Consider the following 22,686-nt stretch of genomic DNA (forward strand, 5'->3'; position numbering starts at 1 on the left):
GATGTCTGACGGCTACTCGCTGGTGCTGGTCGTGGGGCGGGGGAGTTTCCCTCTGAAGCCGGGCAGGATGGCAACGAGCGCGGGCAGATCTCGGCCGGCACTGAGGACGGTGCCGTCCGGGCGGACGACTGCTGCGTGGGCGCGGCCGTCTCTCAGCCATCGGTGTAGTTCGCTTCCGGGCCGAGCAGTGATGAGCACTGCGCCGCACCGTTCGACGTCTGACTGTAGGGTGGCGGGCGGCTCGGTGGACGTGACGATCGCGAAGCGCCCAGCGGCCACGTCGTCGTGGCGGCGCTCGCCGTCGAGGATGGCGTTCGGGCACAGTCGACCCGCGAGGGCGCGGCGCAGACGTGGCCGCAGCACCAGAGCGGAGCGGCGCAACGCAGGTGTCTCACTGTCCGTGGCCAGGGCCGTGAGGCCAGGCACAAGATGCAGCCGTGGCGCCACCGCGCGGCGGATGATGTCGCCCATTCTGCCGCCGGCCGTCATCGCGGTACCGATCAACTTCGCCAGCCTGATCATGGCGCGGGTATGGTGCTTGCGCTCGATCTGGTAGGTGCCGAGCACGGTCTCGGGCAGGGACCCGTCGAGCACGCCGGCGAGTTTCCAGGCGAGGTTCATCGCGTCGCGCAGCCCGGCACCCATTCCCTGGCCGATGAACGGCGGGGTGAGGTGGGCGGCGTCGCCGAGCAGGAACACCCGGCGGTCGCGCCACCGGTCGGCGACCTGCGCCCGAAAGGTGTATTCGGCCGCACGGACCACCTCCAACTCCCCAGCGGGGATGTTCCCCGTCCATCGCGAGATCAACGGATGCAGCCGGGTCATTTTGCGGAAGTCGTCCGCGGTCTCACCGGGCGCCAGCCGGAACTCCCAGCGGTAGCGGGTCTTCCCGATCCGCATGTACGTGCCAGCGCGGGCCGGGTCGGAGAGCTGGTGCACGCCTTCCCACTGGCCGAGTTCGGCGTTGGTGACCACATCGACGACGAGCCAGCGTTGCGTGAACCCCAGGTCCTGAATGCTGGCGCCGATCGCGGCCCTCGTCAGGCTGTTGGCGCCGTCGCAACCCAGGACGTACGCCGCGCGGACGACCTGGTGCTCGCCGGTGGCCGTGTCGGTGACGTCGAGCCGTACGCCCTCGGCGTCCTGGGTCAGCGCGGTGACCTCGGTGCTGCCACGCAGGGTGGCGCTGCCGTACTGCGTGAGATTCCGACGGAGGATTTCCTCCAGCTCCGGCTGGTCGAACATGCTCCCCTGGGGGTAGCCGTGCCGGCCCGGCGCCACGTCGCGCTGAAACTCGGCCAGCACCCGCATCCTGCGGTCGATGAGTCGAAGGCCCCGGTGTGGCCTGGCGATGGCGGCGAACTCGTCCCGGAGCCCGAGGCGCGCCAGGATGCGGTGGACCTCGTCGTCGAGGGCGACGGCGCGGGGCAGGGGATAGACCGACTCCCAACGGTCGAGGATCAGGCACTCCACGCCGTGCTGGGCGAGCAGCGTCGCGGCGGTGAGCCCGGTGGGGCCTGCGCCGACGATCACTACCGGAACGACGCTCATTGTGTGGCCAGGACCCGAAGAACGAGGTAGCTGGCGACCAGGATTCCGCAGACGACGGCCGGGGCGTACTTGCGCGGGCCGTCTCCCTTGCGCAGGTGCACGACCAGGGCTCCGCCGAGCAGGAGGAGCAGCCCGGCGCCGGCGAGGATGCCAATCAGCGGCTGGAACAATCCGATGAGCAGCCCGATCACCGCGGCGACCTCGAGCAGGCCGATGCGGCGATAGGCCGCGACGGGAAAACCGGCCTCCGCGGCCAGCGCACGCATCGGTTGCAGGGCCAGGATCTTGGCCGTGCCCAGGGCAGAGAAGATCAGCGCGAGCAGCACCGCGAGGATGGACGCAGCGAGCGTCATGACACAACCACCAATCGCCATTCAATGGCATACCGGCCCAGGATCGCCTTGATAGCCCCCTCCTGGGCAGAGGGATGAACTTTCACAGTGGCCACGATGGAGTTACCCTCGATCGCGGCCTCGATGTCCTGTACTCCGGCGGTCTGGTCAAGCGCGGCACGGAGTTCCGCGCGGGCGGCTTCCTTCCGCAGGGCGAGCTTGTACAGCTTGCCCACGGCGGTGACGGGCAGTTCGTCGAGGATCGTCACGGTCTTGGGCGCGGCGGTGCGGTCGGGCACCCGGTCGCTTGCCCAGTCGCGCAGCTCGTCTTCCGTTACGGTGGCGCCTGGCATGAGGGTGACGTAGGCGACGGGCACCTCACCGGCGTGGACGTCGGGGCGCCCGACCGCGCTGGCCGCGGTGACCTGCGGGTGAGTCAGTAGCGTGTCCTCGATGATCGCGGGGTCGATGTTGTGTCCGCCGCGGATGATGAGGTCCTTCGCCCGCCCGGCGAGGTAGACGAAGCCGTCCTCGTCAACGCGCGCGAGGTCCCCGGTGTCCAGCCAGCCGTCGACGAGCTTGCCGAGTCCGTCGAGGACGGGCCCGTTCTCGTCACGGTCTGTGACGTAGCCGGGGAAGACTGTCGGGCCGCTGATCGCCAGCACGCCGGTCGCGCCGAAGGGTCGGTCTTCCCACGTGCCGTCAGCGGCGACCACCCGCACCCGCTGGTAGGGCAGGCGCTGCCCAACAGAGCCCGGCCGCGACGCGTCGGGAAAGGTACGCGCGCTCGCGCACGTTGCCTCGGTAAGCCCGTAGCCCTCGACCAGGGTTATCCCGGTGTGGGCCTGAAAGTTGTCCCGGACCGCGGTGGGCAGCGGCGAGGCCCCCACCAGCGGAAATTGCAGGCTGTTGATGTCGGCGTCGATCGGGACCTGCGCCAGTACGGCGTACACGGTGGGCACTGCGCTCATGGCAGCGATCCGGTAGTGCTCGACGATCTTCCAGAACTCGCCGAACAGTGCGGGGTCGCGGTAACCCGATGGACCGGCCCACACCACGGTCTGTCCCTTGAACAGGGGCGCCAGCAGGGTGACGACGAGGGCGTTCACGTGGAACAGCGGGAGGGCCGCGAAGACCACGGTCTGCTCGTCGAACAGGGAGCTGGCGGCCAGCATCCACCCGTCGGCGACCTCGTTGGCGTGTGTGTGCGCGGCCAGCTTCGGCGCGCCCGTGGTGCCACCGGTGTGGAACATCGCGGCCAGGTCGGCGGATCGGGGCAGCTCACCGCCGAAGGCGGACGGGTCCTTCTTTGCTGCAAGCTCGCCGAGGTAGCCGACGCGTACGCCGCCGACGGCCGGTAGAGGGTGGGGCGTGCCCGACGCCCCGGTGGGCCGCAGCACGAGAATCGCGTCGAGCAGGCCGTTGCGGGCGAGCGCCTGCGCGGTGCCCCACATGTCCGGCGCGAGCTCGGGCCCGGCCGTGACCAGCACGCGGGCACCGGAGCGCCGGAGGAGCTCGGCGAGGTGCTGCCGCGACAGTCCGCCGCCCAGGGGCGCCGCGATCCCGGCGAGCTGTGCGCCCATCGTCGCGGTGATCAGTTCGGCGCAGTTGGGCGACATCAGGGCGACCGCGTCATTCCGCCGCACCCCCAGGTCGTGGAGCAGGTTCGCAACCCGGTGGACGTCGGCCAGGAGCTCGGCGAAGGTACGGGGGAGCGGCTCCCGCCAGCGGGCGGCGTCCGGCAGGACGGTGATGGCCGCGCGATCCGGCCAGTGCGTCGCCGCCCGCGACAGTAGCGCGTACGTCGATTCGGGCAGGCCCCGCGCCTCCAGCGGCACGGCCTCGATCGCGGCCAGGTCCGCGGCCGTGGCGTAGTCCGGCCACAGCAGGGGTCCAGTCATCGGGCGTACCTCACGACCGTGCGCTGCCGGCCCAGATCGATCGCGCCGTCGTCGGTGGCGACGGTGACCTCGACGGCGTCGCCGTCCTTGAGGTACCTAGGGTTGCGGGCCTGGCCCTTGAAGAACATCTTCCACTTCACCGCGGGCGGCAGCAGCGAGGCGATGATCTCGACGGGCTTCGGCGGTGCGCTCAAGGCCGTCCCGACGGGCGTGCCGGTCAGCAACAGATCGCCGGGGTCGAGTCGCTGAAAGCGGGTCAGCGCCTGCAGCGCCTGGACCGGCAGGTAGATCATGTCGGCGGCCGTCATGTTCTGCCGGAGTTCGCCGTTGACCCACAGCTTCAGCCGCAGGTCGGTGAACCGCTTGAGCTCGTCGGCGTCGAGCAGCACCAGCGCGGGGCCGACCGGAGTGAAGGTCGGGTAGGACTTGGCCTCGTAGAACTGGGTCTTGGGAAGCTGGACGTCACGTGCCGAGATGTCGTTGGTGACCACCAGGCCCGCGACGTAGTCGGCGAGATTGTCCGCGGTGACGGTCGTGCCGACGGGCATCTCGCGGCCGAAGATCAGCCCGATCTCCACCTCGTAGTCCAGCAGCGTCACGTGGGTGGGACGGACCACGTCGGCGAAGGGACCGCTGACCGAGCCCGACGTCTTGCGGAAGAAGGTCAGCGGGACGGTCTCGGGATTGCCGTTGGTGTCCTTGACGTGCGAGGCGAAGTTCGTCATCTGGGCGACGACGCGGCAGGGCGCTGTCACCGGGGAGACCAGCGCAAGGTCGTCCACCGGAACGGTGTCGCTGCTCGTCGCGGCCGCGACGATCGCCGGCCGGTCGGCCAACAGCTCCCCGGTGGTGGTGGCGCTGGTGTGCACCTTGGCGGCGCCGGTGGGGGTGAGCACCCACCAGGCGTCGGCGGTGCGCAGGACGGAGGTGGTCATGAGTTGAACGCTTTCATCAGGCCGCGGAGGCGGTGGAGGTCGAATTCGTTTTCCTCGCGCAGCGCGCTGATGACCGCGCGCAGCTCGCGAAGCGATTCCCGGCCGGGTCTCATGCCGAGAAAATCCTTGGTGGCGGGCGGACCCCACTGGGCGAGCCCGGAGGCGCTCATCGGTGCCCAGCCCGGCTCGAGCGTGCAGTCGAACAGGTCGCCGTCGGTGAAGTGCTCGACGAGGAAGTCGTCCGGGTCGCGCCAGTAGTCGAAGATCTGGCTGCCCTGGATGTGCCGGCCGATCCCCCAGGACCGCTGGTAGCCCCGGTCGAGCAGGTACTCCCCGCCGGCGGCCAGCGAGTCGAGGTCCGGGACCTGGTAGGCCGAGTGCACGTACCGGTTCGCCGGGCCGAGGGTCATCGCGAGCGTGTGATGGTCCGTGGGCGTGCCGCCGCGGTCGCAGCGAATGAAGCTCATAATCGGGCCGCGCTCGCGCTGCCCCTCGTGGTAGAGGAAGTCGCTGACAATCAGGCCCAGGTTCTCGAGATACCAGTTGAGCGTCTCCAGGTACCGGGTCGTCTGCAGCACGACGTGACCGAGCCGCTGCGCCTTGGCCGGCTCCCGCGGTGGCCGTTGGACGCCGTTCGCCCGCCTCACGTCGTGCCCGAAGTTGAACGTCAGAGGCGCCTGCGTGGGCAGCGCGGGGAGCTCGTGCGTGCCCGCGACCACGCGTACCCGCGCCCCGCTCGGGTCGACCAGATCCACCGTCACCCCGCCCAGGCTTTCCGGCAGCGGTGCGATCGCCGTGCCGGTCGCATCCGCAAGCCGCAGCACGTCCTCCGGCTCGGCAGCCCGGAAGGCGGGGCCGATGAACCGTGATCGGCGGCCCCGGCGGATGAGCACGCAGGGCGAACCCGGGTCCGTGCCCCGCAGGTGCAGCTCGTCGGCGGTACGCAACGACGTCGTGAAGCCGAAGGCCCGGGCGAACAGCTCAGCCCGCTCAAGATCGGGCTTTTCGAACTCCAACCAGGCCAGGTCGTGCACCTTGATGAGCGGGTTGCGCGCCCTCCCGGGGTGCTCGCCCGGCAGCGCACCCTGCTCGCTGTGCAGACCCGTGTGCGGGTCGTGCCGCTTGATCATGTCCCGCTCCTTCCTAGCGCTGACGAAATCGTCACTTACGAGGGTGGCGTCAGTCAAGGACGGATGACGAATCCGTCATATCTGAGGGTCGTCGGGGTTAAGGTAGGCGCAGACCGACCTGGGAGAGGTGAACAAGTAGGCATGGCGCAACAAACCACGCATGCCCCTAACCGCCTGGAACGGCGGAAGGCGCACACCCGATCGGCGCTCGTTAGAGCCGCCCAGACCTTCATCGCGGCTGGAAAGCAGAACGTCCCGATCCTCGAGCTCACCCAGGCCGCCGACGTGGGGATGGGCTCGTTCTACAACCACTTCGACAGCAGGGAACAGCTCTACCAGGCCGCGGTGGAGGACGCCCTCGAGCGCCACGGTGCCCTGCTCGACGAGCTGACAGTGGGCCTGGACGACCCGGCCCACGTCTTCGCGCAGAGCTTCCGGCTGACCGGACGCCTCCATCGCCGGAGTCCCGAGCTGAGCAAGGTGCTGCTCAGCAACGGCCTGGCCCTGGCTGGTTCCGACAAGGGGCTCGCGCCGCGAGCCCTGCGCGACATCGAAGACGGCGTCCGTGCCGGGCGGTTCAGCGTACGCGACCCCGAGTTGGCGACGGTGATTGTTGCCGGCGCCGCGCTGGTTCTCGGGCAACTGCTGCACGACCACCCCGAGCGCGACGACGCCGCAGCAACCGACCAGGTCACCGAGGACCTGCTGCGCACGCTCGGTCTGCCGCCCGACGACGCGCACGAGATCTGCCTGCGGCCCTTACCCGCGCTCGACGGTGTCCGCCCATAAGACCGCTGCATCCGGAAGCGGCTAACCAGGTGGTCACGGCTGCTCGGATGGGAACCTTCGGGTGCGGAGCGTGTCGGCTACGGCGACGCCGGCGAGGATAAGGGCGGCGGCGGTGGCTACCGCGAGCGGCGGTGCCGACCTCATTGCTGGGGTGAGGGCGAGGAGGGCGAGTGCGCCGATCACGCGAGGTTGGGACACGCGGCCGAACACCGCGTAATCGAAGGTGGCTCGTCCGGCGAGGAACAGGGCGGGTCCGCCGAGGATGACGGCGATCCAGGCCGGGTCCGGGTGTCCGAACGGGTGCGTGATGATGAGTTCGTCGCCGACGGCGATGGCGACGATGCCGGCGATCATGATCACGTGGGAGTAGATCGTCAGGATCGCAACGCGGCGTGGGTTGTTGGTCGCCACGATGGCGCCGGCCAGCAGTGCTCCGGCGCGGTGGATGTAGATGCGCCACAGCAGTGCCGTGGTGGCGAACGCCAGTAGGGTCGCGGCGGTGCGGCCCGCCCCGAACTCGCGGCTTCCGAACGTCAGTCCGACCACCACGATGGGCTCGCCGAGCGCGATGATGAAGAACTGCTGGTACCGCTCAGCCGTGTGCTCCTCGGAAACCACGACCTCGAGTCGACGCTCGCCACTGCGGCCCAGCCGCGGCGTGGGGAAGCCGAGTGCGATCCCCGCGTACTCCACGGCCGCCGCCGTGATCCACAGGGCTCCACGCGCCGAGCCGGGTAGGAGCGCTCCGGCGATCCATGGCAGCGCAGCCATGCCGACCCAGAACAACAGCCGCACCGCGCTGGGCTGTGCCTCGTGGCCACGCAGGAAGAAGGTGGCGACAGCGAGGCCACCAGCGCGGATGGCGAGGTACGCAATTGCGAATACCAGGCCCTTGTGACCGAACGCCTCAGGCGTCGCAGCCGCCATCACGAGGGTGCCGAACATGATGGGCATGGTCAGCAGCTGTACCAGCGGATGCTGAGGGTCGAACGCGTCCAGAAACCTCGCCGTGGAGACCCAGACCGCCAACACGGCAAGCAGCAACACCAGTGTCTGGAACGCGCCAGTCCAGGTCAGATGCGCCAGCAGTTCCTCGGAGAGCCGAAAGAACGCGAGGACGAACACCAGGTCGAAGAACAGTTCCAGGAACGCCGGCCGCGCCTGGCCGGGTCTTCGCAGCAGTGCCCCGAACCTACCGTTCGTCATCGGTCGCCTGTTCTGTCCGCCTTGATCGGTCAGCCTCGTCGTTCGCCGGGCGGTGGCTGGTCCCGGTCAGCGATCGCAACGATGCCGAACCCACGCTCCTCAAGGACCTGGATCGCCCCGATCTGCGCATAGCCGCGCGCCTCGCCTGCGCCGAGTGACACCGCGATCCGCACGTCATCACCGTCCACTGCTCCGACCCACATTGGGCCACGAGGCTTCGATATCGAGGACGGTGAGCCGCAGTCCGCTTGGCATTTCGGGCAGGCCCAAGGGCACCCGTCGGTGCTGATACTCAATCACGAAACGGAGGACCGAGGAGCGCGAGCGGCGAGTGCGGCCGTGTGAGTCAGGGACAGCTTGTTACCTCCTCGGCGCTGGCCCCGGGCTTCGTGCAGCGCGCTGGTCCTGACCGATGTGCGCCGCTGAGCTCCCGCCAGCACATACGGTGAGAGCAGTTGCAGGAGCCCTGACAGGAGGCTGGTGAGTGGAGTCGTATCCGTTCGTCGAGTCACATGGCCTGATCGGGGACCTGCAGACGGCGGCGCTGATCGCGGACGACGGCACCCTTGACTGGTTCTGCGCGCCGCGGTTCGACTCGCCCAGCCTGTTCGCCGGACTGCTCGACCTCAAACGGGGCGGGTATTTCCGAATCGCACCCGATGGCGGCGGCGACGTCAGAAAGGAGCAGTTGTACCTGCCGCGGACACCGATCCTGATCACTCGTTTCCTGACGTCCGGCGGCGTGGGTGAGGTCATCGACTTCATGCCGGTCGCCGGCGATACGCCGACCGATCGTCATCGCCTCGTTCGGCTCATCAGCGTGGTTCGGGGCACCATACGGTTCCGGATCGATTGCCAGCCGCGATTCAACTATGGGCGCGACCGGCACGAAGTCGAGATGTACGCCGACGGCGCCGTTTTCCGCAGCCCGACGCTCAGTATGACGGTGCATCGAGTCCGCCACGCCGACCAGCCCCCAGACGAAGTCGAGATCGAACGCGACGGCGACGGGGTGCGCGCCTTCGCCACCCTTCGCGAGGGTGCCACCGGCGGGGTCCTCGTCGAAACCGGCTCGGGTGAGCCACCCCGGCTCATCGGGCCTGAGGAAATACGGGCCATGTACGAGCAGACCCGGGACTATTGGTGGGCCTGGCTCAGCGGCTCCAGCTATCGCGGACGGTGGCGGGAAGCGGTGGAGCGCTCCGCCCTGACGCTGAAACTCCTCACGTACGCGCCGACTGGCGCCCTGATCGCCGCTCCGACCGCAGGCCTGCCGGAGCAGATCGGCGGGACGCGGAACTGGGACTACCGCTACGCCTGGATCCGCGACGCCTCAGCTTCGGTTTACGCCCTGCTCGGTCTCGGCTTCACCGAGGAAACGCGCCGATACCTGCATTGGCTCAACGATCGCATCTGCGAGGCGGCCGGCGGGGCGACGCCTCTGCACCACCTGTACCGCGTCGACGGCTCGACCGCCCTCGACGAGGAACTCCTGGATCACCTGGAGGGCTATCGACGCTCCCGCCCGGTGCGGATCGGCAACGCCGCTGCCGACCAGCTCCAGCTTGATATTTACGGCGAAGCGATGAGCGCCATCCACTTCGCCGACGCGTATGGACTGCGCAGCTCCTATCAGGCGTGGCTCAACACGGTGAAGCTCATCGACTGGCTCTGCGAGCACTGGGATAGACCCGATGAAGGGATCTGGGAGACCCGGGGCGGCCGCCAGGACTTCACCTTCGGCCGCCTCATGTCTTGGTTGGCTATCGACCGGGCCATCCGCCTCGCTCAGCGGTACGGGGTACCCGGCGAAATCACCCGCTGGAGCACCGAGCGCGGCCGGATCTACCACCAGATCATGAACCGGGGTTACCACCCCGCACGCCGGGCGTTTGTGCAGCACTACGACAGCGACGTCCTGGACGCGGCGCTGCTCGTCATGCCGGGCGTGGGGTTCATCGCGCCCGACGATCCGATGTGGCAGTCCACACTGCGGGCGATGGACGACGAACTCGTCTCGGACAGCCTCGTCTACCGGTACAACCCCACCGCATCGCCCGACGGTCTGCCCGGCAACGAAGGCACCTTCAGCATGTGCACCTTCTGGTACGTCGAAGCCCTGGCCCGCTCGGGACGTCTGAGCGACGCGCTGATCACCTTCGAGAAGATGCTGACCTACAGCACCCACCTCGGTCTCTTCGCGGAGGAGATCGGACCGACCGGCGACCAAGTCGGCAACTTTCCCCAAGCCTTCAGCCACCTCGCACTGATCAAGGCCGCGACGACCCTCGATCAACTCATGGACGCTGCACCGGCATCGTCTCGCACTCCGCTCGAAACCCTGGTCGAGCGAGAATCACCGCTCCCGTGAAGACTCGTCCGAGGTACCTGCGGCGGAGTCCGGATCACCTCGATGCCCTCGGCGGTGAACACAGCGTCGAAAACCTTGGGTGAAGGGCCTCGTCGATCGAGGGCTGCGGTCGAGCAGCAGTGGATGAGGAGCCAGTCGTACATCGTAGAAGCCACCGAGTTGAACAAGATCAAGAGGTGGGCTGCCAGGCAGAACTGGATGGGCATCTGGCTGCCGATGCCTGGCGAGCACTCGCCGGGACTGCTCGGTGAGTTCCCGGACCTCGGACCATGGCCGGAGTACCTTGCGGCGTGTGCACGCGAGGCTGAGGGAACGTCACGTGACGGCGCACCTGATCCCGATCCACTTTGGTCGGAAAATTCACATCAGCCGCGAGAGGCGGCCTCCAGGACTGGGCACTCGCATGGCGCTAGCGACTGCCACGAACACAAGGCGGTCAACCAGCGACTGGAGCGCGACCGAACTGGCAAACCGGGCAATACCATCACCTCTCGTGCTCGAGCTTCTCGATGCGCACTGGGCTCCGAATGTAGAGTCCGAGCCGGCCCTGGGTCTGGGGCCGCCCGGAGGCGATCATGAGGGCCTGGAGCGCCGGAAAGGGCGAGCGGCTCGCGCCGGGATGTGGCGGATCTCGTCAGGGCTCATGGTCCGACGTCTGGTGAGGCGGCGCAGCTTGGCCTCGGCGGTGACCTGTTCTGCTTGGACGTCAGCGATCCATGAGCTGACGACGGTGGGGTCGGCGCCGCCGTCGAGAGCGGCGCGGTAGCGGTCTAGCCGGGTTGCGCAGGTGGCGGTTTCCCGTGCTGCCTTGATCGTCTGTTGCTCGGCGTCGTCGTGTTGCGCTTCGGCCATGGAGTGGACAGTTGCGCTGAGTCGGCTGGGTGAGAAGGCTCGGGCGAGCCATGGGTCGAGTTGTTCGAGGATGTGGTCTTCGCGGACGTAGACGCTGCGGGGTGGGTGATGCGACGCGGTAGCGATCGGCCCAGCGTTTCGCTGTTGTCGGGCTGACCTGGAACCGTTCCGCGGCCCGGCGCAGCGGCCAGCCGTCGTCGACGACACAGCGGGCCAGACGCAGTCTCCCGCGTTCGGTCAAGGGTGCATTAGCGTGGGTCACGAGGACCTCCCGGGTGGTGCGGAACCTTCGAAAAGCTCCACCTCACCCGGAGGCCCTCACCCATTTCAAGATCTAAGTCCTGTCACCAACGTCTATGGGCAGAACCCCTAGGCCGGCACACCCTGCAGCACGCGGTCGTCCGTTAGGCGTGCGCGGCTTCAGACTCCAGCGTCTGCTTGATGACGGTCATGCCTTGCTCCATGGCGGCGTCGAGTGATGTGGCGAGGTCGTCGGGCAGGACGTCGTGGATCCAGACAAGCCGGCTGCGGGCTTCGCCCTGGTCGAAGACCTGCATGGAGGCGTTGTCGTGGGTCGGGCGGATCGTGTCACCGACGACCGAGTAGACGGTCCGACGAGCCACGTCATCGATCGAGACGAGACGCTCGCGGGCCACCGTGCCATCAGCGAAGGTGACGACCCGACTGGCTGCCTCCATGCGGGTATCGACGACAAAGCCGGGCGCCATGCGCGACGGTCCGGCACTGAAATCGCGGATCACGTTCCAAACCTTGTCGGCGCTGGACTCGATGATGATTTCCTTGCGGATGGAAGCCATTGCTCGGTCTCCGATTCTGCTAGAGCTGTAGCGGCAGCCAGGGAAGTTCAGTCGCTGCCGACGAGGCAGAACAGATGCCCTTGTGGATCGGCGAGCACCACCCACTCGTCCCCACCAGGCTGGAACTCGGGCATGGTCGCACCGATCGCGAGCAGCTCCTTGACCGCGTGCCCCACGTCGATGACCTTGAAGTCGAGGTGGGCGTGCTTGGCCACGTCGGGCCAGCCCGAGGGCCGGTAGCCGTCGACTCGCTGGAGACCGAGCTGGATCTGGCCACCGTTGCCCAACTGGACGCAGTCCTCGTCGCGGTAGGTGACCTCCCAGCCGGTCACCGCTCGGTAGAAATCGGCGAGCGGGCCTGGGTCGGCACAGTCAAGGATGACCGTGGTGAACTCAGCCAATGCGGGCATGTCGACTACTCCTTGAACTCGTATGGACTCATGGAGCAGCCTGCCCGCCGCGGCGCGTGCCGTCTTGAAGATCCTTGCGTTGGTTGTCGGACCTCGGGCATAGCTTCGAGGCGTGCGCTCGTTCCGTGTTCTCGCTGCCCGGCCCGACTTCACGGTGACGGCGGTGACCTGTCGCGACGACCACAAGGGGTGGTCGGAGGTCGAGTCGCCGGACGATTACCGGGTGGTGCTGGTTCGTCGTGGCCGATTCCGCAGGAGGACCGCCGGTGTCCCCGCGGAGGTTGATCCGACCCTCGCATACGTTGGCCTGCCAGGGGACGAGGAGCATTTCGCCCATCCCGCGGGGGGAGACGTGTGTACGTCGGTGAGGCTGACACCGGCGCTGTGGCGTGCCCTGGCAGGTGACGCGGCGCGGGTAACCAGGCCGGTCGTTTATGTCGACCCTCGGCTTGACCTCACCCACCGTCGGGTCCTCACCGCCGCCAGCGCCGGGGACCTTGACTACGCGCTCACGGAGCGACTGATGGACCTGCTCAGCCGCGTCGTCGAGCAGGTCGTCACCGGCCCGACGCCCATGGGTGCGAGTCCCGCCAAGGCCGATCACGCGCTCGTGGCGGCGGCGCGCGCCGTCATCGGCGAGGGCGACCCGGCCGCGAACGGACTGTTCCCGCTCGCCGAGTTGCTGGGGGTCTCGCCGTACCGGTTGAGTCGGGCGTTCACTCGGGAGCTGGGGGTGTCGCTGACCCGCTACCGAAATCGGGTCCGCCTCGGCCGAGCGCTGGACCGGCTGGAGGGCGGGGAGTCCAGCCTCGCCACGCTCGCCGCGGACCTCGGCTTCGCCGACCAGGCACACCTGTGCCGCACCGTCCGCGAACACCTGGGCCACACGCCGACCGCGCTGCGTCGCCTCCTGGCCGAGCCAACCTGACGCCATCTGCCACCTGAGGGCCCTTCTGCCATCACCCTTCCGGGAGGCCGAGTCCCTTGTCGACGCCGCCCCTGCGGCGGTGGACCCGGGCCGCCGGGGGGGCCGAAGGTCCCGCCGGTTAAGGGGGGACGGCCCTGCCGGGTGGGGCGGGGAAGCTGACAACGTGATGGTTACCGAATCAGCCGTCAACATCCCTCGGAGACTCCCATGAAGCGCAGGACCCTCGACCTTCTGTTCAGCATCGGTGGGCTGGGCCTCGCAGTCCTGCTGCTCGTCGTCGGCATCGTCCTGACGTCGAACGCCACCTTCGCCAGCAACTATGTACGCGACCAGCTAGGCGCGCAGAACATCACGTTCACGCCGGCCGCCCAGCTCGACGAGGAAGAGAAGAAGGCCGAGTGCCTGGTCGAGAACGCGGGGAAAAGGCTCACCACCGGCAAGCAGGCCGAGTGCTACGCCAACGAGTACATCGGGTTGCACCTGAAGAACATGGCTGGCGGTAAGACCTACGCCGACCTGGGTGAGCCGCAGAGCCAGCTACGCGAGCAGGTCGCCACGGCTCAGCAGACCAACGACCCGGCCCTGGCCGACCTGCAGAAGCAGCTCGCCGAGGTCAGCGGCCAGCGCGAGACCGTGTTCAAGGGTGAGACGCTGCGCGGTCTACTGCTCACCTCGTACGGCTTCAGCGAAATGGGGGTGAAGGCCGGACAGGCTGCCACCGTCATGTACCTCGGCGCCGCGCTGCTCCTGCTGCTCTCATTCGCCGGCCTGGTGCACGCCTTCCGGACCCCGCGCAGCGAGGCGTTCGCCGCCCCCGAGTCGACCCGGGCAACCACCGTCGGCTGACGCTGCAAGGCCCCTACCTCGACTGCCCCGGCCTCCCACGGAGGCCGGGGCGTCGCCCCGTCCGGGAGCCCTCCGACCCGCCGCCGGCTCAGGTGGCCTGCGGTGATCTGCGAAGTGGTACGGCATAAGCCGGCCCTTTTCGCGTGTCGGTTAGGTTGGCCCAGTGGATGTTGAGGTTGTGGAGGGTGCGCTCGTCGAGCTGCCGAGCGCCGAGGTCGCGGGCATGGACCGCCGCGCCTTCGGCGAGTTCGTTGGTCCCCAGGGTGAACTCGCCTCGTACGCATTTGGTTGGACGACCGGCGCCGAGCCACGCGTCGCTGCGCTAACGATCGGGATTGGTGTCGGTAATCCGGGCGGGGGCACGTTTCACGCCGTGATTTTCCAGCACGAGGACGGCCACGCCTTCTCCCTGACCGACGAGCCGTTCGAGCAGGTACCACAGGGTGGCCCAAGTCTGACGGCGGACCAGGCTCGTGCGCACGAAGATCTACCTTTTGTCTGGTGGGTTGCCGACCAGGTAATGGAGCGTGACCGTCGGGCGCGGTGGATGCGGCACTGGCTGCTGGGCACCCACTGCATCCAGACCTTGGAAGTCATTGAGCGTCGCGAGCCTGTCCTTTTCGTAGCGAACGACGCTGACGACGGGATCTGGCAGCTCATCGGCACGACCGATGCTGGCAGTAGCGGCAAGATCGGGCACCTTTACCACTCGATCGAGGAAGATCCGACGCTGATCGAGGTCCTCGACCTTGCCCCCGGCCACAGCGCGAGTCGGGCTCGCGTTGGGGGATCGTGGGACCGCCACCTCGGCTAGTGCCCTGACCACAAACGTTGGCCGGGTTGGTTACGCCGCTTTCGTTGTCGGGTGGCCCCAGCGGTGTTGTCGTTCGCTGCGGACGCGTGCGCGTTCGCGGCGTTGAGCGGCCAGGACGTCGGGGTGGCGGGCGTTGGCGTTGCGCCAGCGCAGGTATCGGTGCAGGTGACGGCCCAGTGCGACGTGGTTTTGGTGGTCGGATCCGGCGACCACGAAAGTGCGTAGCGGCCCGAAGTGGGCTTCGATCGGGTTGGCCCAGGACGCGTAGGTCGGGGTGAAGCAGAGTTCGACCTTGTTCCGGGCCGCCCACTGCCGGATGGCGATGCCCTTGTGTGCCGACAGGTTGTCGAGGATGACGTAGATCGGCGCACCGTCCGGCCGTTTCGCGCGGATCGACTTGAGGGCAGCGAGGGTGTTGACCGTGGATTTCTGCCGGTGGATGGCACCCCACATGGTGTCGTCACCGACGGAGTAGCAGCCGTGGAACTGCCGGACGCCGTGCAGCTTGTGATAGTTCGCCGGGAGCCGGTCCGGATGGTTCTTCGGCTGCCATCCCGAGCCGGCCTGCGGACGGATCGTCAGCGGCCCGAACTCGTCGAACGCGAACACCCGCTGCGGGAAATGGTGCATGACGTGCTCGATCCGGGCCAGTTTTGCTTCCCGCTGCGGGTCGTTCGACTCCTTCCACGTCTTGGTCCGTTGGAAGGTGATCTCGTGTTTGCGCAGGAGCTGCCGCAGCCGTTCGCGGCCCACGACTACGGTCCGGTCGGGGTTGCCGGCCAGGTAGTCGACGAGCTTGCGGATACTCCACCGAGTGAACGGTCGCCCGAGCTTCGTCGGGCGGGTGTTAGCCGTCGAGACGATGAACTGTTCGTCGTCAGGACTGATCTGGCGGGGACGGCCACCCGCCCACTGAGGGTCCAGGCTGGGCATGCCCATCTCGTTGAACCGGTGAATGACACCGCGGACGGAGTCCTCGTCGGCCTGGACCAGACGGGCGATGACCGGCACGCTATTACCGCCAGCCGAGGCGAGCACCACCATCGCCCGGCGAAGTCGCACCGCTGAGCCCGTCCCCCGACGGACGAGACGTTGCAGCTTCTGACCTTCAGGATCGCTTAATCGGCGTACTCGAACAGGTTCTGCCACCCCCACAGCCTCGACCGACACCGGGCCCACGTCGCGGACCCGGCTCGGTGTGTCACCCGACCCGGCCAACGTTTGTGGTCAGGGCACTAGCCCTCCTGAGCTTTTGTTCCGCGTTGCCGAGCGGTGACAGCATCCGCTCTCTGGCCGGGCTGAGGAGATCACCTGCTCCCGCTTGTGCCGGACGCGTGCCCGTACGTGCGGCGAAGCGCGGTGTCCAAAGGGGTCGGAGACGCGGCCTCGAACTCCCGGAAGGCCCACGAAGGTCGGTGGTTGCTAGGTCCTACCGTTATCACTTTCGATAGTGATAACGTTGCGACGTGGAGATGCCAAGTGAGCGGTGGGCCGAGCTGGCGCTGCACCCGGTCCGGATCCGGATCCTGCGCGCGGTCGCAGCTGCCCAGCTGACCACGCGTGACCTCGTTGAACTGTTGCCGGACATTGCGCAGGCGACGCTGTACCGGCACCTGGCGACGCTGGTCAAGGCCGGGCTGCTGGACGTGGTCGAGGAGCGCAAGGTACGCGGCGCCGTCGAACGGGTCTACGCGCTACCGGCGCACGGTGCCACGCTGGACCCGGCGGCACTGGCCACAGCCACGGCCGAGGACCACGCTCGCTACTTCACGGCGTTCGTGTCGAGCCTGCTGTCGGAGTTCTCCCGCTACCTGGCCCGGGAGCGGATCGATTTCGCCGCCGACGGCGTCGGCTACCACCAGCTCGTGCTGCAGCTGACCGACGCCGAGCTGGGCCAGTTCGCCGCCGACCTCAACGCGCTGGTCGGCCCGCTGCTGGCCAATGAGCCCGGTGGAGGGCGAATACCGCGGTTGCTGGCGACGATCCTGATGCCAGCCGACCAGCCGGCTGCCACGAGCGACAACACGCCAACAGCCGAGACCGTGGACAACTCGGGGACGACGAAGGGGGACGACTGATGGCTTCGGTCATGGTTACCGGCGATGTGATCGACATCGGATTCACCAGCTGGGAGCGACTGTGGATCGGGCAGGAACGGCTCGTGCTGCCCGTCGCCGTGGTGCGGCAGGCCGCCTCGGTCGACGATCCGCTGCGCCTGGCGCGCGGCGGCCGGCGCGGGCTCGCGGTGTCCGGTGTCGTCAAGATCGGCGTTTGGGGCCTGTTCGGCGGTCCCCGGCAGCTCGTGGCGGCCCGCCGCGGCGAGCGCGGGTTGCACCTGATCCTGGACCGGACGGCCGGCGGTGCGTTCGACGAGGTCGTGCTCTCCAGCCCGGCCGCGCCGCACCTGGCGGACGCGATCGGGCGTGCGTTGGCGGCCCGCGGATGAGTGGCGCCCGCCTGACGATCGAGGTGGCGCACCTGACGAAGCGGTACGGCGAGGTCACCGCGGTCCGCGACCTCAGTTTCACCGTCGCACCGGGTGTAGTCACCGGGTTCCTCGGCCCGAACGGCGCCGGTAAGACCACCACGATGCGGATGCTGACCGGCCTCGTGACGCCTACCAGTGGTACCGCCACCATCGGCGGGCAGCCCTACCGCCGGCTGGCCCGGCCCTCGAACACCGTGGGGGCGGTGTTCGACGCCAACGCGTTCCACCCCGGCCACACCGCCCGCGACCACCTACGCGTTTACGCCGCCATGGGCGGCCACCCAGACAACCGCGTCACCGAGCTGCTGGACCTGCTCGGCCTGACCGAGGCCGCCGACCGGCGTACCCGCGGGTTCTCCACCGGCATGCGGCAACGGCTCAACCTGGCCACCGCGCTGCTCGGCGACCCCCGCGTCTTGCTGCTCGACGAACCCAGCAACGGTCTTGACCCGGAAGGCATGTCCTGGCTGCGGGCCCTGCTGCGCCGGCTGGCCGAGGAAGGGCGCACCGTCCTGGTCTCCAGCCACGCGCTCAGCGAGATCCAGCAGCTCGTCGACAGCGTGGTGGTGATCCGACGCGGCGAACTCGTCGCGGCCGGACCGTGGTCCCAACTCGCCGGCCCGCCAGCCGTGCTGGTCACCTCACCCGACGCCGAGGCCCTCGCCGCGACCCTGAAGGCCAGCCGTGCCAACAGCGGCACCACGCCACGGGTCGAAACGGTCGGGCCCGGCAGGCTGCGGATACACGGGTTGAACGCGCCGGGCGTCGCCGACCTCGCCGCCGCGCACCGCCTGCGCGTACACGAACTGGTCACCGAGAACACCAGCCTCGAACAACTCTTCCTCCACCTGACCACCGACACGCCGACCACCGACAAGGCGGCCACCCCATGACTCTCTTGATCAAAGCCGAGTTCCGCAGGCTACTAGCCACCCGCATGTGGGGCGGACTCCTAGTCGTCGCCGCCCTGATCGGTGGCGGCATGCTCGGCGGCATGGCGCTGATCGGCCCGGAAAACTTCGACCCACCCATGCCCGGACTGGACACCGAAACCGGCGTCCGCTCCATCCTCGGCATCCTCGGCTACACCGCATTCGTCCCGGCCGCCGCCGGAACCCTCGCGGTCACCTCCGAATACCGGCACCGCACCGCCGCCGTCACATTCCTGGTCGCACCGCGCCGCTGGCAGGTACTCGCCGCCAAACTCGCCACCTACACGGTCGCCGGGCTCGCCTACGGCCTCATCCTCGCCGGCACCGCCGCCGCAGCCGTGTTCACCGTCGCCGCCGCCCGCCAAGTCCCACTCGGCCTGCCCGCCCACACCCTGCTCGCGTTGCTCGCCCGCATCGCCGCCGCCATGGTGGTGTATCTGATCATCGGCGTCGGCATGGGCGCCCTTATCCGCAACCAGGTCGCAGCCCTGTGCGTCGTGATCGGCTACCTCTACATGGGCGAAACACTGCTCATGCTGATTCCCGGCGTCAACACGCTCTATCCGATCCTGCCCGGCGGCGCCACCGCCGCCCTCACCGACTTCACCTACCTCGCCGACGCCATGTCTGCACAACTCGGCAACACCACCGTCCAACTCCTACCGCCAGCAGCCGGCGCACTCCTCCTCACCGCGTACGCCATAGGTGCCTGCGCCGTCGCCGTCCTCATCCCCATGCGCCGAGACATCACCTGACCAACACGGCCGCGACCGCGCCACCGCACAGCCCCGCTATCGAGCGTCATCCCGAACGGCACGGCCAAATCCTCACCGCTGCGCAGGATCACTTGTACGCGGCTGCGCACCTGACTCGCATGCCGACCGTCCCTCGGCCGTGATCGCGAGGTGGCAGGGAGTGGACTAGGGTTCATCGATGAGCGCTGTGCTTCGTGGTGCCGCAGTGAATCCCCTTCGCCAGCTCACGATCGACCAGCTCCGGCAACGGACGAGCCTCAAGTGGCGGGAGTACCCGGACGACGTGCTGCCGCTCTGGGTGGCGGAGATGGACGTGCCGCTGGCCGAGCCGGTCGCGCAGGCGATCACCGACGCTGTCGCGCGCGGCGACACCGGCTACACCGCCGGTACGGCGTACCCGCAGGCGCTGGCGGAGTTCGCCCGGCGGCGGTGGGGATGGGACGGGCTGGCCGTGGAGCGCACCGCGCTGATACCCGACGTGATGCACGGTGTCGTCGAGGCGCTGCGGCTGGTCACCGAGCCGGGGGACGCGGTGGTCGTCAACTGCCCGGTCTACCCGCCGTTCTACGAGTTCGTGGCGCACGCCGACCGCCGGATCGTGGAGGCGCCGCTCGGCGAGGACCTGCGGATCGACCTCGGCACACTGGAGGACGCGTTCCGGCAGGCTCGGGCCGGTGGGCGGCCAGCGGCGTACCTGCTGTGCAGCCCGCACAACCCGACCGGCGTCCTGCACACCACCGACGAGTTGGCCGCCGTCGCCAGTCTGGCCGAGCGGCACGGGGTGCGGGTGGTCGCCGACGAGATCCACGCTCCGGTGGTGGCCGGGGGAGTGCGCTTTGTGCCGTACCTCTCGGTGCCCGGCGCGGAGAACGGCCTGTCGCTGATGTCCGCCACCAAGGGGTGGAACCTGGCCGGCCTGCGCGGTGCGCTCCTCATCGCCGGCCCGGCCGCGGCCGCAGATCTCGCGCGCGTTCCGTTCGAGGCCAGCGTCAGCACCAGCCACCTCGGCGTGATCGCCCACACCGCCGCCTTCCGCGACGGCGGCGAGTGGCTCGACGCCTTGTTGACCGGCCTGGACGACAACCGTCGGCTCCTCGCCACGCTGCTCGCCGAGCACCTGCCGGCCATCCGTTACCACCCCGGTCAGGCCACCTATCTCGCCTGGCTCGACTGCCACGCCCTGGGCCTCGGCGACGACCCCGCTGCCGTGTTCCTCGACCGTGGCCGGGTGGCGCTCAACTCCGGTTCGGCCTTCGGCACCGGCGGCGCCGGCCACGTCCGGCTGAATCTGGCCACCGCACCGGAGCTGATCACCGAGGCGGTGCGGCGGATGGCCACCGCAGTCGCCTGAGAAGCCACTTCGGCCGCTGCCGACCGCCATTGCCCGGAAGAACCCATGCCCAGGGTGGATCAGCGCAGCGCGGGCTCGCGAACTCCGGCGCCTCGTCGAGACTGCCGATCAGCTCTTCCTGAGCCGAACTCTGCCTGCTCCGCAGCGGCAGAGAAACCCGAGACATGGCCAGGTCGTGCGGCTGCAGCTGAGCAGGTAGCCGTGCTCCGCGCGCCCGACTCCGCCTCCTAGTGGCCGAAGCCATCGCCGCCGTCGTGAGCAGCGCCCGCGATCCTGACGTGAAGGCTGCCGCGACCTACTGGGCTCTCCGCCGACGGGAAGAAAGGCATCGGGGTACGGCGCGAACTACCGGCGCTGCGGAGGTGTCAGCCCGCGCTGCCGATGGTGTTCAAGTCGCAGGCGCAGGACGCCTACCTCGACTGACGGCGGCCACTGGCGAAGGACATGAATGTGCCTCGAAATATCCATTGCCAATGTCGGACCCCGCGCCTACCTTTAATGAGCAAGGTCAACCGGACCAACCCAAGGAGTTCCCCGTGTTGCAGTACGCCTCCACCGAAACCACGCGGTTCATGCCGCGCGGCGGTGTCGTGCTGCCCTCGATCGGGCGAGCCCACGATCTGTGCGCGAGCGAGCAGAACTGGAAGCCGGGGTGGCGGCGCGAATAGCGTCAGCGCAAGCTGCGAAGCCGCCCACCCCGACAGGGATAGGGCGGCTTTTCGTTACTCGAACAGTTCATAGGGGCGCAGCTCAACTGGTAGAGCACCGGTCTCCAAAACCGAAGGTTGCAGGTTCAAGTCCTGTCGCCCCTGCTTTTCGTCCTGGCCGCGGCCGGCGACGTTGCAAATTCTCAACTCCACAGTGAGGTGATCTCAGCAAGGATTCGGGCGGGATTCGGGATGGCACGGGCGTAGCGTCCATAGCGGACAGTGTGGGATAAGGACGTGGAGCCATCGGTAGACAGGTTCTTGCGACAGAATCAGTCTCCGAGAGGGCTCCACGTGATCACCTATTCTGCCAGGCTCGACGTCCCCAGGGAACTCGTGCGTCACGTGGCGCGTCTGCTACACGCGGAGCGTCGGGCGGTGGGAACTCGCCGCCGAGCCCGGGCGTTGACGTGCTTCTACCAGGCGCTTCTGGTGCTGGTGTGGTTCCGCAAGGGCGAGGACAAGACGACCCTCGGGGTCGGGTTCGGGGTGTCGAGGGCAACTGCTTACCGGTACGTCGCCGAGGCCGTGCGCGTCCTCACCGCGCAGACCCCCACCCTGCACGACGCCCTGACCCAGGTCGCGGCTGACGGCTGGTCCCACGTGATCCTCGACGGCAAGTTGTTCGACACCGACCGGCTCGCCGAGACCACCACCAGCGTCAAGGGCAAAACGATCGACGCCTGGTACTCCGGGAAACACCGCGACTTCGGCGCGAACATCCAAGCGGTCATGCGCCCGGACGGACTACCAGTCTGGACCTCGAGTGCGATGCCCGGACACCTTCACGACCTGGCCTGCGCCCAACAGTTGGACATCACCGGCGCGCTCTACTGGGCGGCGTCGGCGCTGGATCTACCGACCCTGGCCGACTCCGGCTACGAAGGCGCCGGCCAGGGCATCCACACCCCGTACAAGCAACCCGCCGACGGCCGCCGCCTCGCGGTCGACAACCGCACCTACAACGCTGCCCTTCGATCCATGCGATGCCTCGGAGAACGCGGCTTCGCGATCCTCACCGGCCGCTGGCGCACACTACGCCACAGCACCGCCAGCCCACGACAGGTCGGCGACATCGTCCGCGCCGCTCTCCATCTCACCCATTTCGAATACCGATACCTACCGGATTCATGTTGAGATCACGTCAGTGGATGGCATAGCAAGAACCCGGCCTGCGCCCACACGGGCCGGCCGGGGGCAAGACCCTCCGGGACGAGGGAGACGGCAACCCGCCTGCTTTGGGAGCAGGAGACACGGGGTTCGACACCCCGGTCCCGGACCATGGGGATGTAGCTCAGATGGGAGAGCGCCGCCTCGGCAGGGCGGAGGCCAGGGGTTCGAGTCCCCTCTTCTCCACGTACCAATGCCCTCTTCGCGTAACTGGTAGCGCACAGGAGTGAAGTCCCCGAGGGCTCCGTTCAAGTCGGGGGAGAGCACGTTGGCGGGGGAAGTGCCCGGGCGCACAACCCAGCCCCCGTCGGCTCCATGGGCCGTTGGAGCAATTGGCAGCTCACCTGGTTCTCAGCCAGAAGGTTGCGGGTTCGAATCCCGTACGGCCTACGCAGGAAAA

Annotated in this window: 23 protein-coding genes, 4 tRNA genes and 1 pseudogene; 16 read left to right on the top strand and 12 right to left on the bottom strand. The window is 68.3% G+C overall.

Going from position 1 to position 22,686, the window contains the following annotated elements; translation table 11 throughout:
* Positions 1-12: 12 nt before the first annotated feature.
* From OG990_RS05335 to OG990_RS05355, 5 genes are read right to left on the bottom strand one after another with little or no spacing between them, the layout of a single operon-like run.
* Positions 13-1,551: a bifunctional 3-(3-hydroxy-phenyl)propionate/3-hydroxycinnamic acid hydroxylase gene (locus OG990_RS05335; RefSeq protein ID WP_406079230.1), complete on the bottom strand. Its 1,539-nt coding sequence runs from the start codon at positions 1,549-1,551 to the stop codon at positions 13-15.
* Positions 1,548-1,904, bottom strand: a complete 357-nt coding sequence (locus tag OG990_RS05340; RefSeq protein ID WP_328418371.1) for a DoxX family protein — start codon at positions 1,902-1,904, stop codon at positions 1,548-1,550. Before OG990_RS05340 ends, OG990_RS05335 begins: the two co-directional genes overlap by 4 nt.
* Complete coding sequence (locus OG990_RS05345) at positions 1,901-3,784, bottom strand: acyl-CoA synthetase (RefSeq protein WP_406079231.1); 1,884 nt, start codon at positions 3,782-3,784, stop codon at positions 1,901-1,903. Before OG990_RS05345 ends, OG990_RS05340 begins: the two co-directional genes overlap by 4 nt.
* A complete protein-coding gene (locus tag OG990_RS05350; protein ID WP_406079232.1) occupies positions 3,781-4,719 on the bottom strand; it encodes a fumarylacetoacetate hydrolase family protein in 939 nt (312 codons plus the stop codon). Before OG990_RS05350 ends, OG990_RS05345 begins: the two co-directional genes overlap by 4 nt.
* Positions 4,716-5,849 carry a VOC family protein gene (locus OG990_RS05355; RefSeq protein WP_406079233.1) on the bottom strand — a complete coding sequence of 378 codons (1,134 nt, stop codon included), beginning with the start codon at positions 5,847-5,849 and terminating at the stop codon, positions 4,716-4,718. Before OG990_RS05355 ends, OG990_RS05350 begins: the two co-directional genes overlap by 4 nt.
* A 141-nt stretch (positions 5,850-5,990) precedes the next feature.
* Between OG990_RS05355 and OG990_RS05360 the strand changes: the two genes are divergently transcribed.
* Positions 5,991-6,638 (top strand): TetR/AcrR family transcriptional regulator, encoded by a 648-nt coding sequence (locus OG990_RS05360; protein ID WP_406079234.1) that lies wholly within the window; start codon positions 5,991-5,993, stop codon positions 6,636-6,638.
* A 33-nt stretch (positions 6,639-6,671) separates the two neighbouring features.
* Here the strand turns inward: OG990_RS05360 and OG990_RS05365 are convergent, their stop codons facing one another.
* Together OG990_RS05365 and OG990_RS05370 are read right to left on the bottom strand one after the other, a co-directional pair.
* Positions 6,672-7,844: a low temperature requirement protein A gene (locus OG990_RS05365; RefSeq protein WP_406079235.1), complete on the bottom strand. Its 1,173-nt coding sequence runs from the start codon at positions 7,842-7,844 to the stop codon at positions 6,672-6,674.
* A 29-nt stretch (positions 7,845-7,873) separates the two neighbouring features.
* Positions 7,874-8,017 carry a hypothetical protein gene (locus OG990_RS05370; protein ID WP_406079236.1) on the bottom strand — a complete coding sequence of 48 codons (144 nt, stop codon included), beginning with the start codon at positions 8,015-8,017 and terminating at the stop codon, positions 7,874-7,876.
* 311 nt (positions 8,018-8,328) lie between these two features.
* On the opposite strand from OG990_RS05370, the gene OG990_RS05375 reads away from it, so the two are divergent.
* Positions 8,329-10,215, top strand: coding sequence for a glycoside hydrolase family 15 protein (locus OG990_RS05375; RefSeq protein ID WP_406079237.1), 1,887 nt, complete (start codon positions 8,329-8,331; stop codon positions 10,213-10,215).
* A 573-nt stretch (positions 10,216-10,788) separates the two neighbouring features.
* Here OG990_RS05375 and OG990_RS05380 read toward each other — a convergent pair.
* The 4 genes and pseudogenes from OG990_RS05380 to OG990_RS05395 form a co-directional block, all read right to left on the bottom strand.
* A complete protein-coding gene (locus OG990_RS05380; protein WP_406081993.1) occupies positions 10,789-11,067 on the bottom strand; it encodes a hypothetical protein in 279 nt (92 codons plus the stop codon).
* A 70-nt stretch (positions 11,068-11,137) separates the two neighbouring features.
* Positions 11,138-11,329, bottom strand: a pseudogene (locus OG990_RS05385) (helix-turn-helix domain-containing protein); the annotation flags it as partial.
* Between the two features lie 142 nt (positions 11,330-11,471).
* Positions 11,472-11,885: an SRPBCC family protein gene (locus tag OG990_RS05390; protein ID WP_406079238.1), complete on the bottom strand. Its 414-nt coding sequence runs from the start codon at positions 11,883-11,885 to the stop codon at positions 11,472-11,474.
* A gap of 47 nt (positions 11,886-11,932) precedes the next feature.
* On the bottom strand, positions 11,933-12,295 hold the full coding sequence (locus OG990_RS05395; RefSeq protein ID WP_406079239.1) for a VOC family protein: 363 nt from the start codon (positions 12,293-12,295) through the stop codon (positions 11,933-11,935).
* Positions 12,296-12,659: 364 nt separating this feature from the next.
* Between OG990_RS05395 and OG990_RS05400 the strand changes: the two genes are divergently transcribed.
* From OG990_RS05400 to OG990_RS05410, 3 genes are all read left to right on the top strand, one after another.
* Complete coding sequence (locus tag OG990_RS05400; RefSeq protein WP_406079240.1) at positions 12,660-13,223, top strand: helix-turn-helix transcriptional regulator; 564 nt, start codon at positions 12,660-12,662, stop codon at positions 13,221-13,223.
* Positions 13,224-13,430: 207 nt separating this feature from the next.
* Positions 13,431-14,069 (top strand): hypothetical protein, encoded by a 639-nt coding sequence (locus tag OG990_RS05405; protein WP_406079241.1) that lies wholly within the window; start codon positions 13,431-13,433, stop codon positions 14,067-14,069.
* Positions 14,070-14,232: 163 nt separating this feature from the next.
* Positions 14,233-14,883, top strand: a complete 651-nt coding sequence (locus OG990_RS05410; RefSeq protein WP_406079242.1) for a hypothetical protein — start codon at positions 14,233-14,235, stop codon at positions 14,881-14,883.
* A gap of 30 nt (positions 14,884-14,913) precedes the next feature.
* Here OG990_RS05410 and OG990_RS05415 read toward each other — a convergent pair whose 3' ends face one another.
* On the bottom strand, positions 14,914-16,032 hold the full coding sequence (locus tag OG990_RS05415; RefSeq protein WP_406081661.1) for an IS630 family transposase: 1,119 nt from the start codon (positions 16,030-16,032) through the stop codon (positions 14,914-14,916).
* Positions 16,033-16,355: 323 nt separating this feature from the next.
* On the opposite strand from OG990_RS05415, the gene OG990_RS05420 reads away from it, so the two are divergent.
* The 11 genes from OG990_RS05420 (at position 16,356) to OG990_RS05470 (ending at position 22,676) form a co-directional block, all read left to right on the top strand.
* Positions 16,356-16,961, top strand: a complete 606-nt coding sequence (locus tag OG990_RS05420) for a helix-turn-helix domain-containing protein (RefSeq protein ID WP_328426716.1) — start codon at positions 16,356-16,358, stop codon at positions 16,959-16,961.
* Positions 16,961-17,329, top strand: a complete 369-nt coding sequence (locus OG990_RS05425) for a hypothetical protein (RefSeq protein WP_406079243.1) — start codon at positions 16,961-16,963, stop codon at positions 17,327-17,329. The genes OG990_RS05420 and OG990_RS05425 overlap by 1 nt, the downstream gene beginning before the upstream one ends.
* Positions 17,326-18,264, top strand: a complete 939-nt coding sequence (locus tag OG990_RS05430; protein WP_406079244.1) for an ABC transporter ATP-binding protein — start codon at positions 17,326-17,328, stop codon at positions 18,262-18,264. The genes OG990_RS05425 and OG990_RS05430 overlap by 4 nt, the downstream gene beginning before the upstream one ends.
* Positions 18,261-19,058, top strand: a complete 798-nt coding sequence (locus tag OG990_RS05435; RefSeq protein WP_406079245.1) for an ABC transporter permease — start codon at positions 18,261-18,263, stop codon at positions 19,056-19,058. The genes OG990_RS05430 and OG990_RS05435 overlap by 4 nt, the downstream gene beginning before the upstream one ends.
* Before the next feature lie 178 nt (positions 19,059-19,236).
* A complete protein-coding gene (locus tag OG990_RS05440) occupies positions 19,237-20,409 on the top strand; it encodes a MalY/PatB family protein (RefSeq protein WP_406079246.1) in 1,173 nt (390 codons plus the stop codon).
* A gap of 536 nt (positions 20,410-20,945) precedes the next feature.
* A complete protein-coding gene (locus OG990_RS05445; protein ID WP_328418350.1) occupies positions 20,946-21,077 on the top strand; it encodes a hypothetical protein in 132 nt (43 codons plus the stop codon).
* A 71-nt stretch (positions 21,078-21,148) separates the two neighbouring features.
* Positions 21,149-21,221 (top strand) — tRNA-Trp (locus OG990_RS05450).
* Positions 21,222-21,494: 273 nt separating this feature from the next.
* The gene (locus tag OG990_RS05455) at positions 21,495-22,253 is read left to right on the top strand and encodes a transposase family protein (RefSeq protein ID WP_406079247.1); all 759 of its coding nucleotides are present in this window, start codon (positions 21,495-21,497) and stop codon (positions 22,251-22,253) included.
* A 70-nt stretch (positions 22,254-22,323) separates the two neighbouring features.
* Positions 22,324-22,398 (top strand) — tRNA-Pro (locus OG990_RS05460).
* 1 nt (position 22,399) lies between these two features.
* Positions 22,400-22,472: transfer RNA gene (locus tag OG990_RS05465), tRNA-Ala, on the top strand.
* 131 nt (positions 22,473-22,603) lie between these two features.
* A tRNA-Glu gene (locus tag OG990_RS05470) sits at positions 22,604-22,676 on the top strand.
* The last annotated feature ends 10 nt before the right edge of the window (positions 22,677-22,686 follow it).

The organism is Micromonospora sp. NBC_00858, from assembly GCF_045207365.1.
Taxonomy (GTDB): Bacteria; Actinomycetota; Actinomycetes; order Mycobacteriales; family Micromonosporaceae; genus Micromonospora.

Excerpts from the sequence above, each read along its gene's own strand:
- OG990_RS05430 (WP_406079244.1), top strand. The coding sequence starts at position 17,326 with ATGAGTGGCGCCCGCCTGACGATCGAGGTGGCGCACCTGACGAAGCGG.
- OG990_RS05420 (WP_328426716.1), top strand. The coding sequence starts at position 16,356 with ATGCCAAGTGAGCGGTGGGCCGAGCTGGCGCTGCACCCGGTCCGGATC.
- OG990_RS05335 (WP_406079230.1), bottom strand. The coding sequence starts at position 1,551 with ATGAGCGTCGTTCCGGTAGTGATCGTCGGCGCAGGCCCCACCGGGCTC.
- OG990_RS05390 (WP_406079238.1), bottom strand. The coding sequence starts at position 11,885 with ATGGCTTCCATCCGCAAGGAAATCATCATCGAGTCCAGCGCCGACAAG.
- OG990_RS05395 (WP_406079239.1), bottom strand. The coding sequence starts at position 12,295 with ATGCCCGCATTGGCTGAGTTCACCACGGTCATCCTTGACTGTGCCGAC.
- OG990_RS05350 (WP_406079232.1), bottom strand. The coding sequence starts at position 4,719 with ATGACCACCTCCGTCCTGCGCACCGCCGACGCCTGGTGGGTGCTCACC.
- OG990_RS05340 (WP_328418371.1), bottom strand. The coding sequence starts at position 1,904 with ATGACGCTCGCTGCGTCCATCCTCGCGGTGCTGCTCGCGCTGATCTTC.
- OG990_RS05425 (WP_406079243.1), top strand. The coding sequence starts at position 16,961 with ATGGCTTCGGTCATGGTTACCGGCGATGTGATCGACATCGGATTCACC.
- OG990_RS05345 (WP_406079231.1), bottom strand. The coding sequence starts at position 3,784 with ATGACTGGACCCCTGCTGTGGCCGGACTACGCCACGGCCGCGGACCTG.
- OG990_RS05380 (WP_406081993.1), bottom strand. The coding sequence starts at position 11,067 with ATGGCCGAAGCGCAACACGACGACGCCGAGCAACAGACGATCAAGGCA.
- OG990_RS05435 (WP_406079245.1), top strand. The coding sequence starts at position 18,261 with ATGACTCTCTTGATCAAAGCCGAGTTCCGCAGGCTACTAGCCACCCGC.
- OG990_RS05365 (WP_406079235.1), bottom strand. The coding sequence starts at position 7,844 with ATGACGAACGGTAGGTTCGGGGCACTGCTGCGAAGACCCGGCCAGGCG.
- OG990_RS05355 (WP_406079233.1), bottom strand. The coding sequence starts at position 5,849 with ATGATCAAGCGGCACGACCCGCACACGGGTCTGCACAGCGAGCAGGGT.
- OG990_RS05405 (WP_406079241.1), top strand. The coding sequence starts at position 13,431 with ATGAAGCGCAGGACCCTCGACCTTCTGTTCAGCATCGGTGGGCTGGGC.
- OG990_RS05360 (WP_406079234.1), top strand. The coding sequence starts at position 5,991 with ATGGCGCAACAAACCACGCATGCCCCTAACCGCCTGGAACGGCGGAAG.
- OG990_RS05440 (WP_406079246.1), top strand. The coding sequence starts at position 19,237 with ATGAGCGCTGTGCTTCGTGGTGCCGCAGTGAATCCCCTTCGCCAGCTC.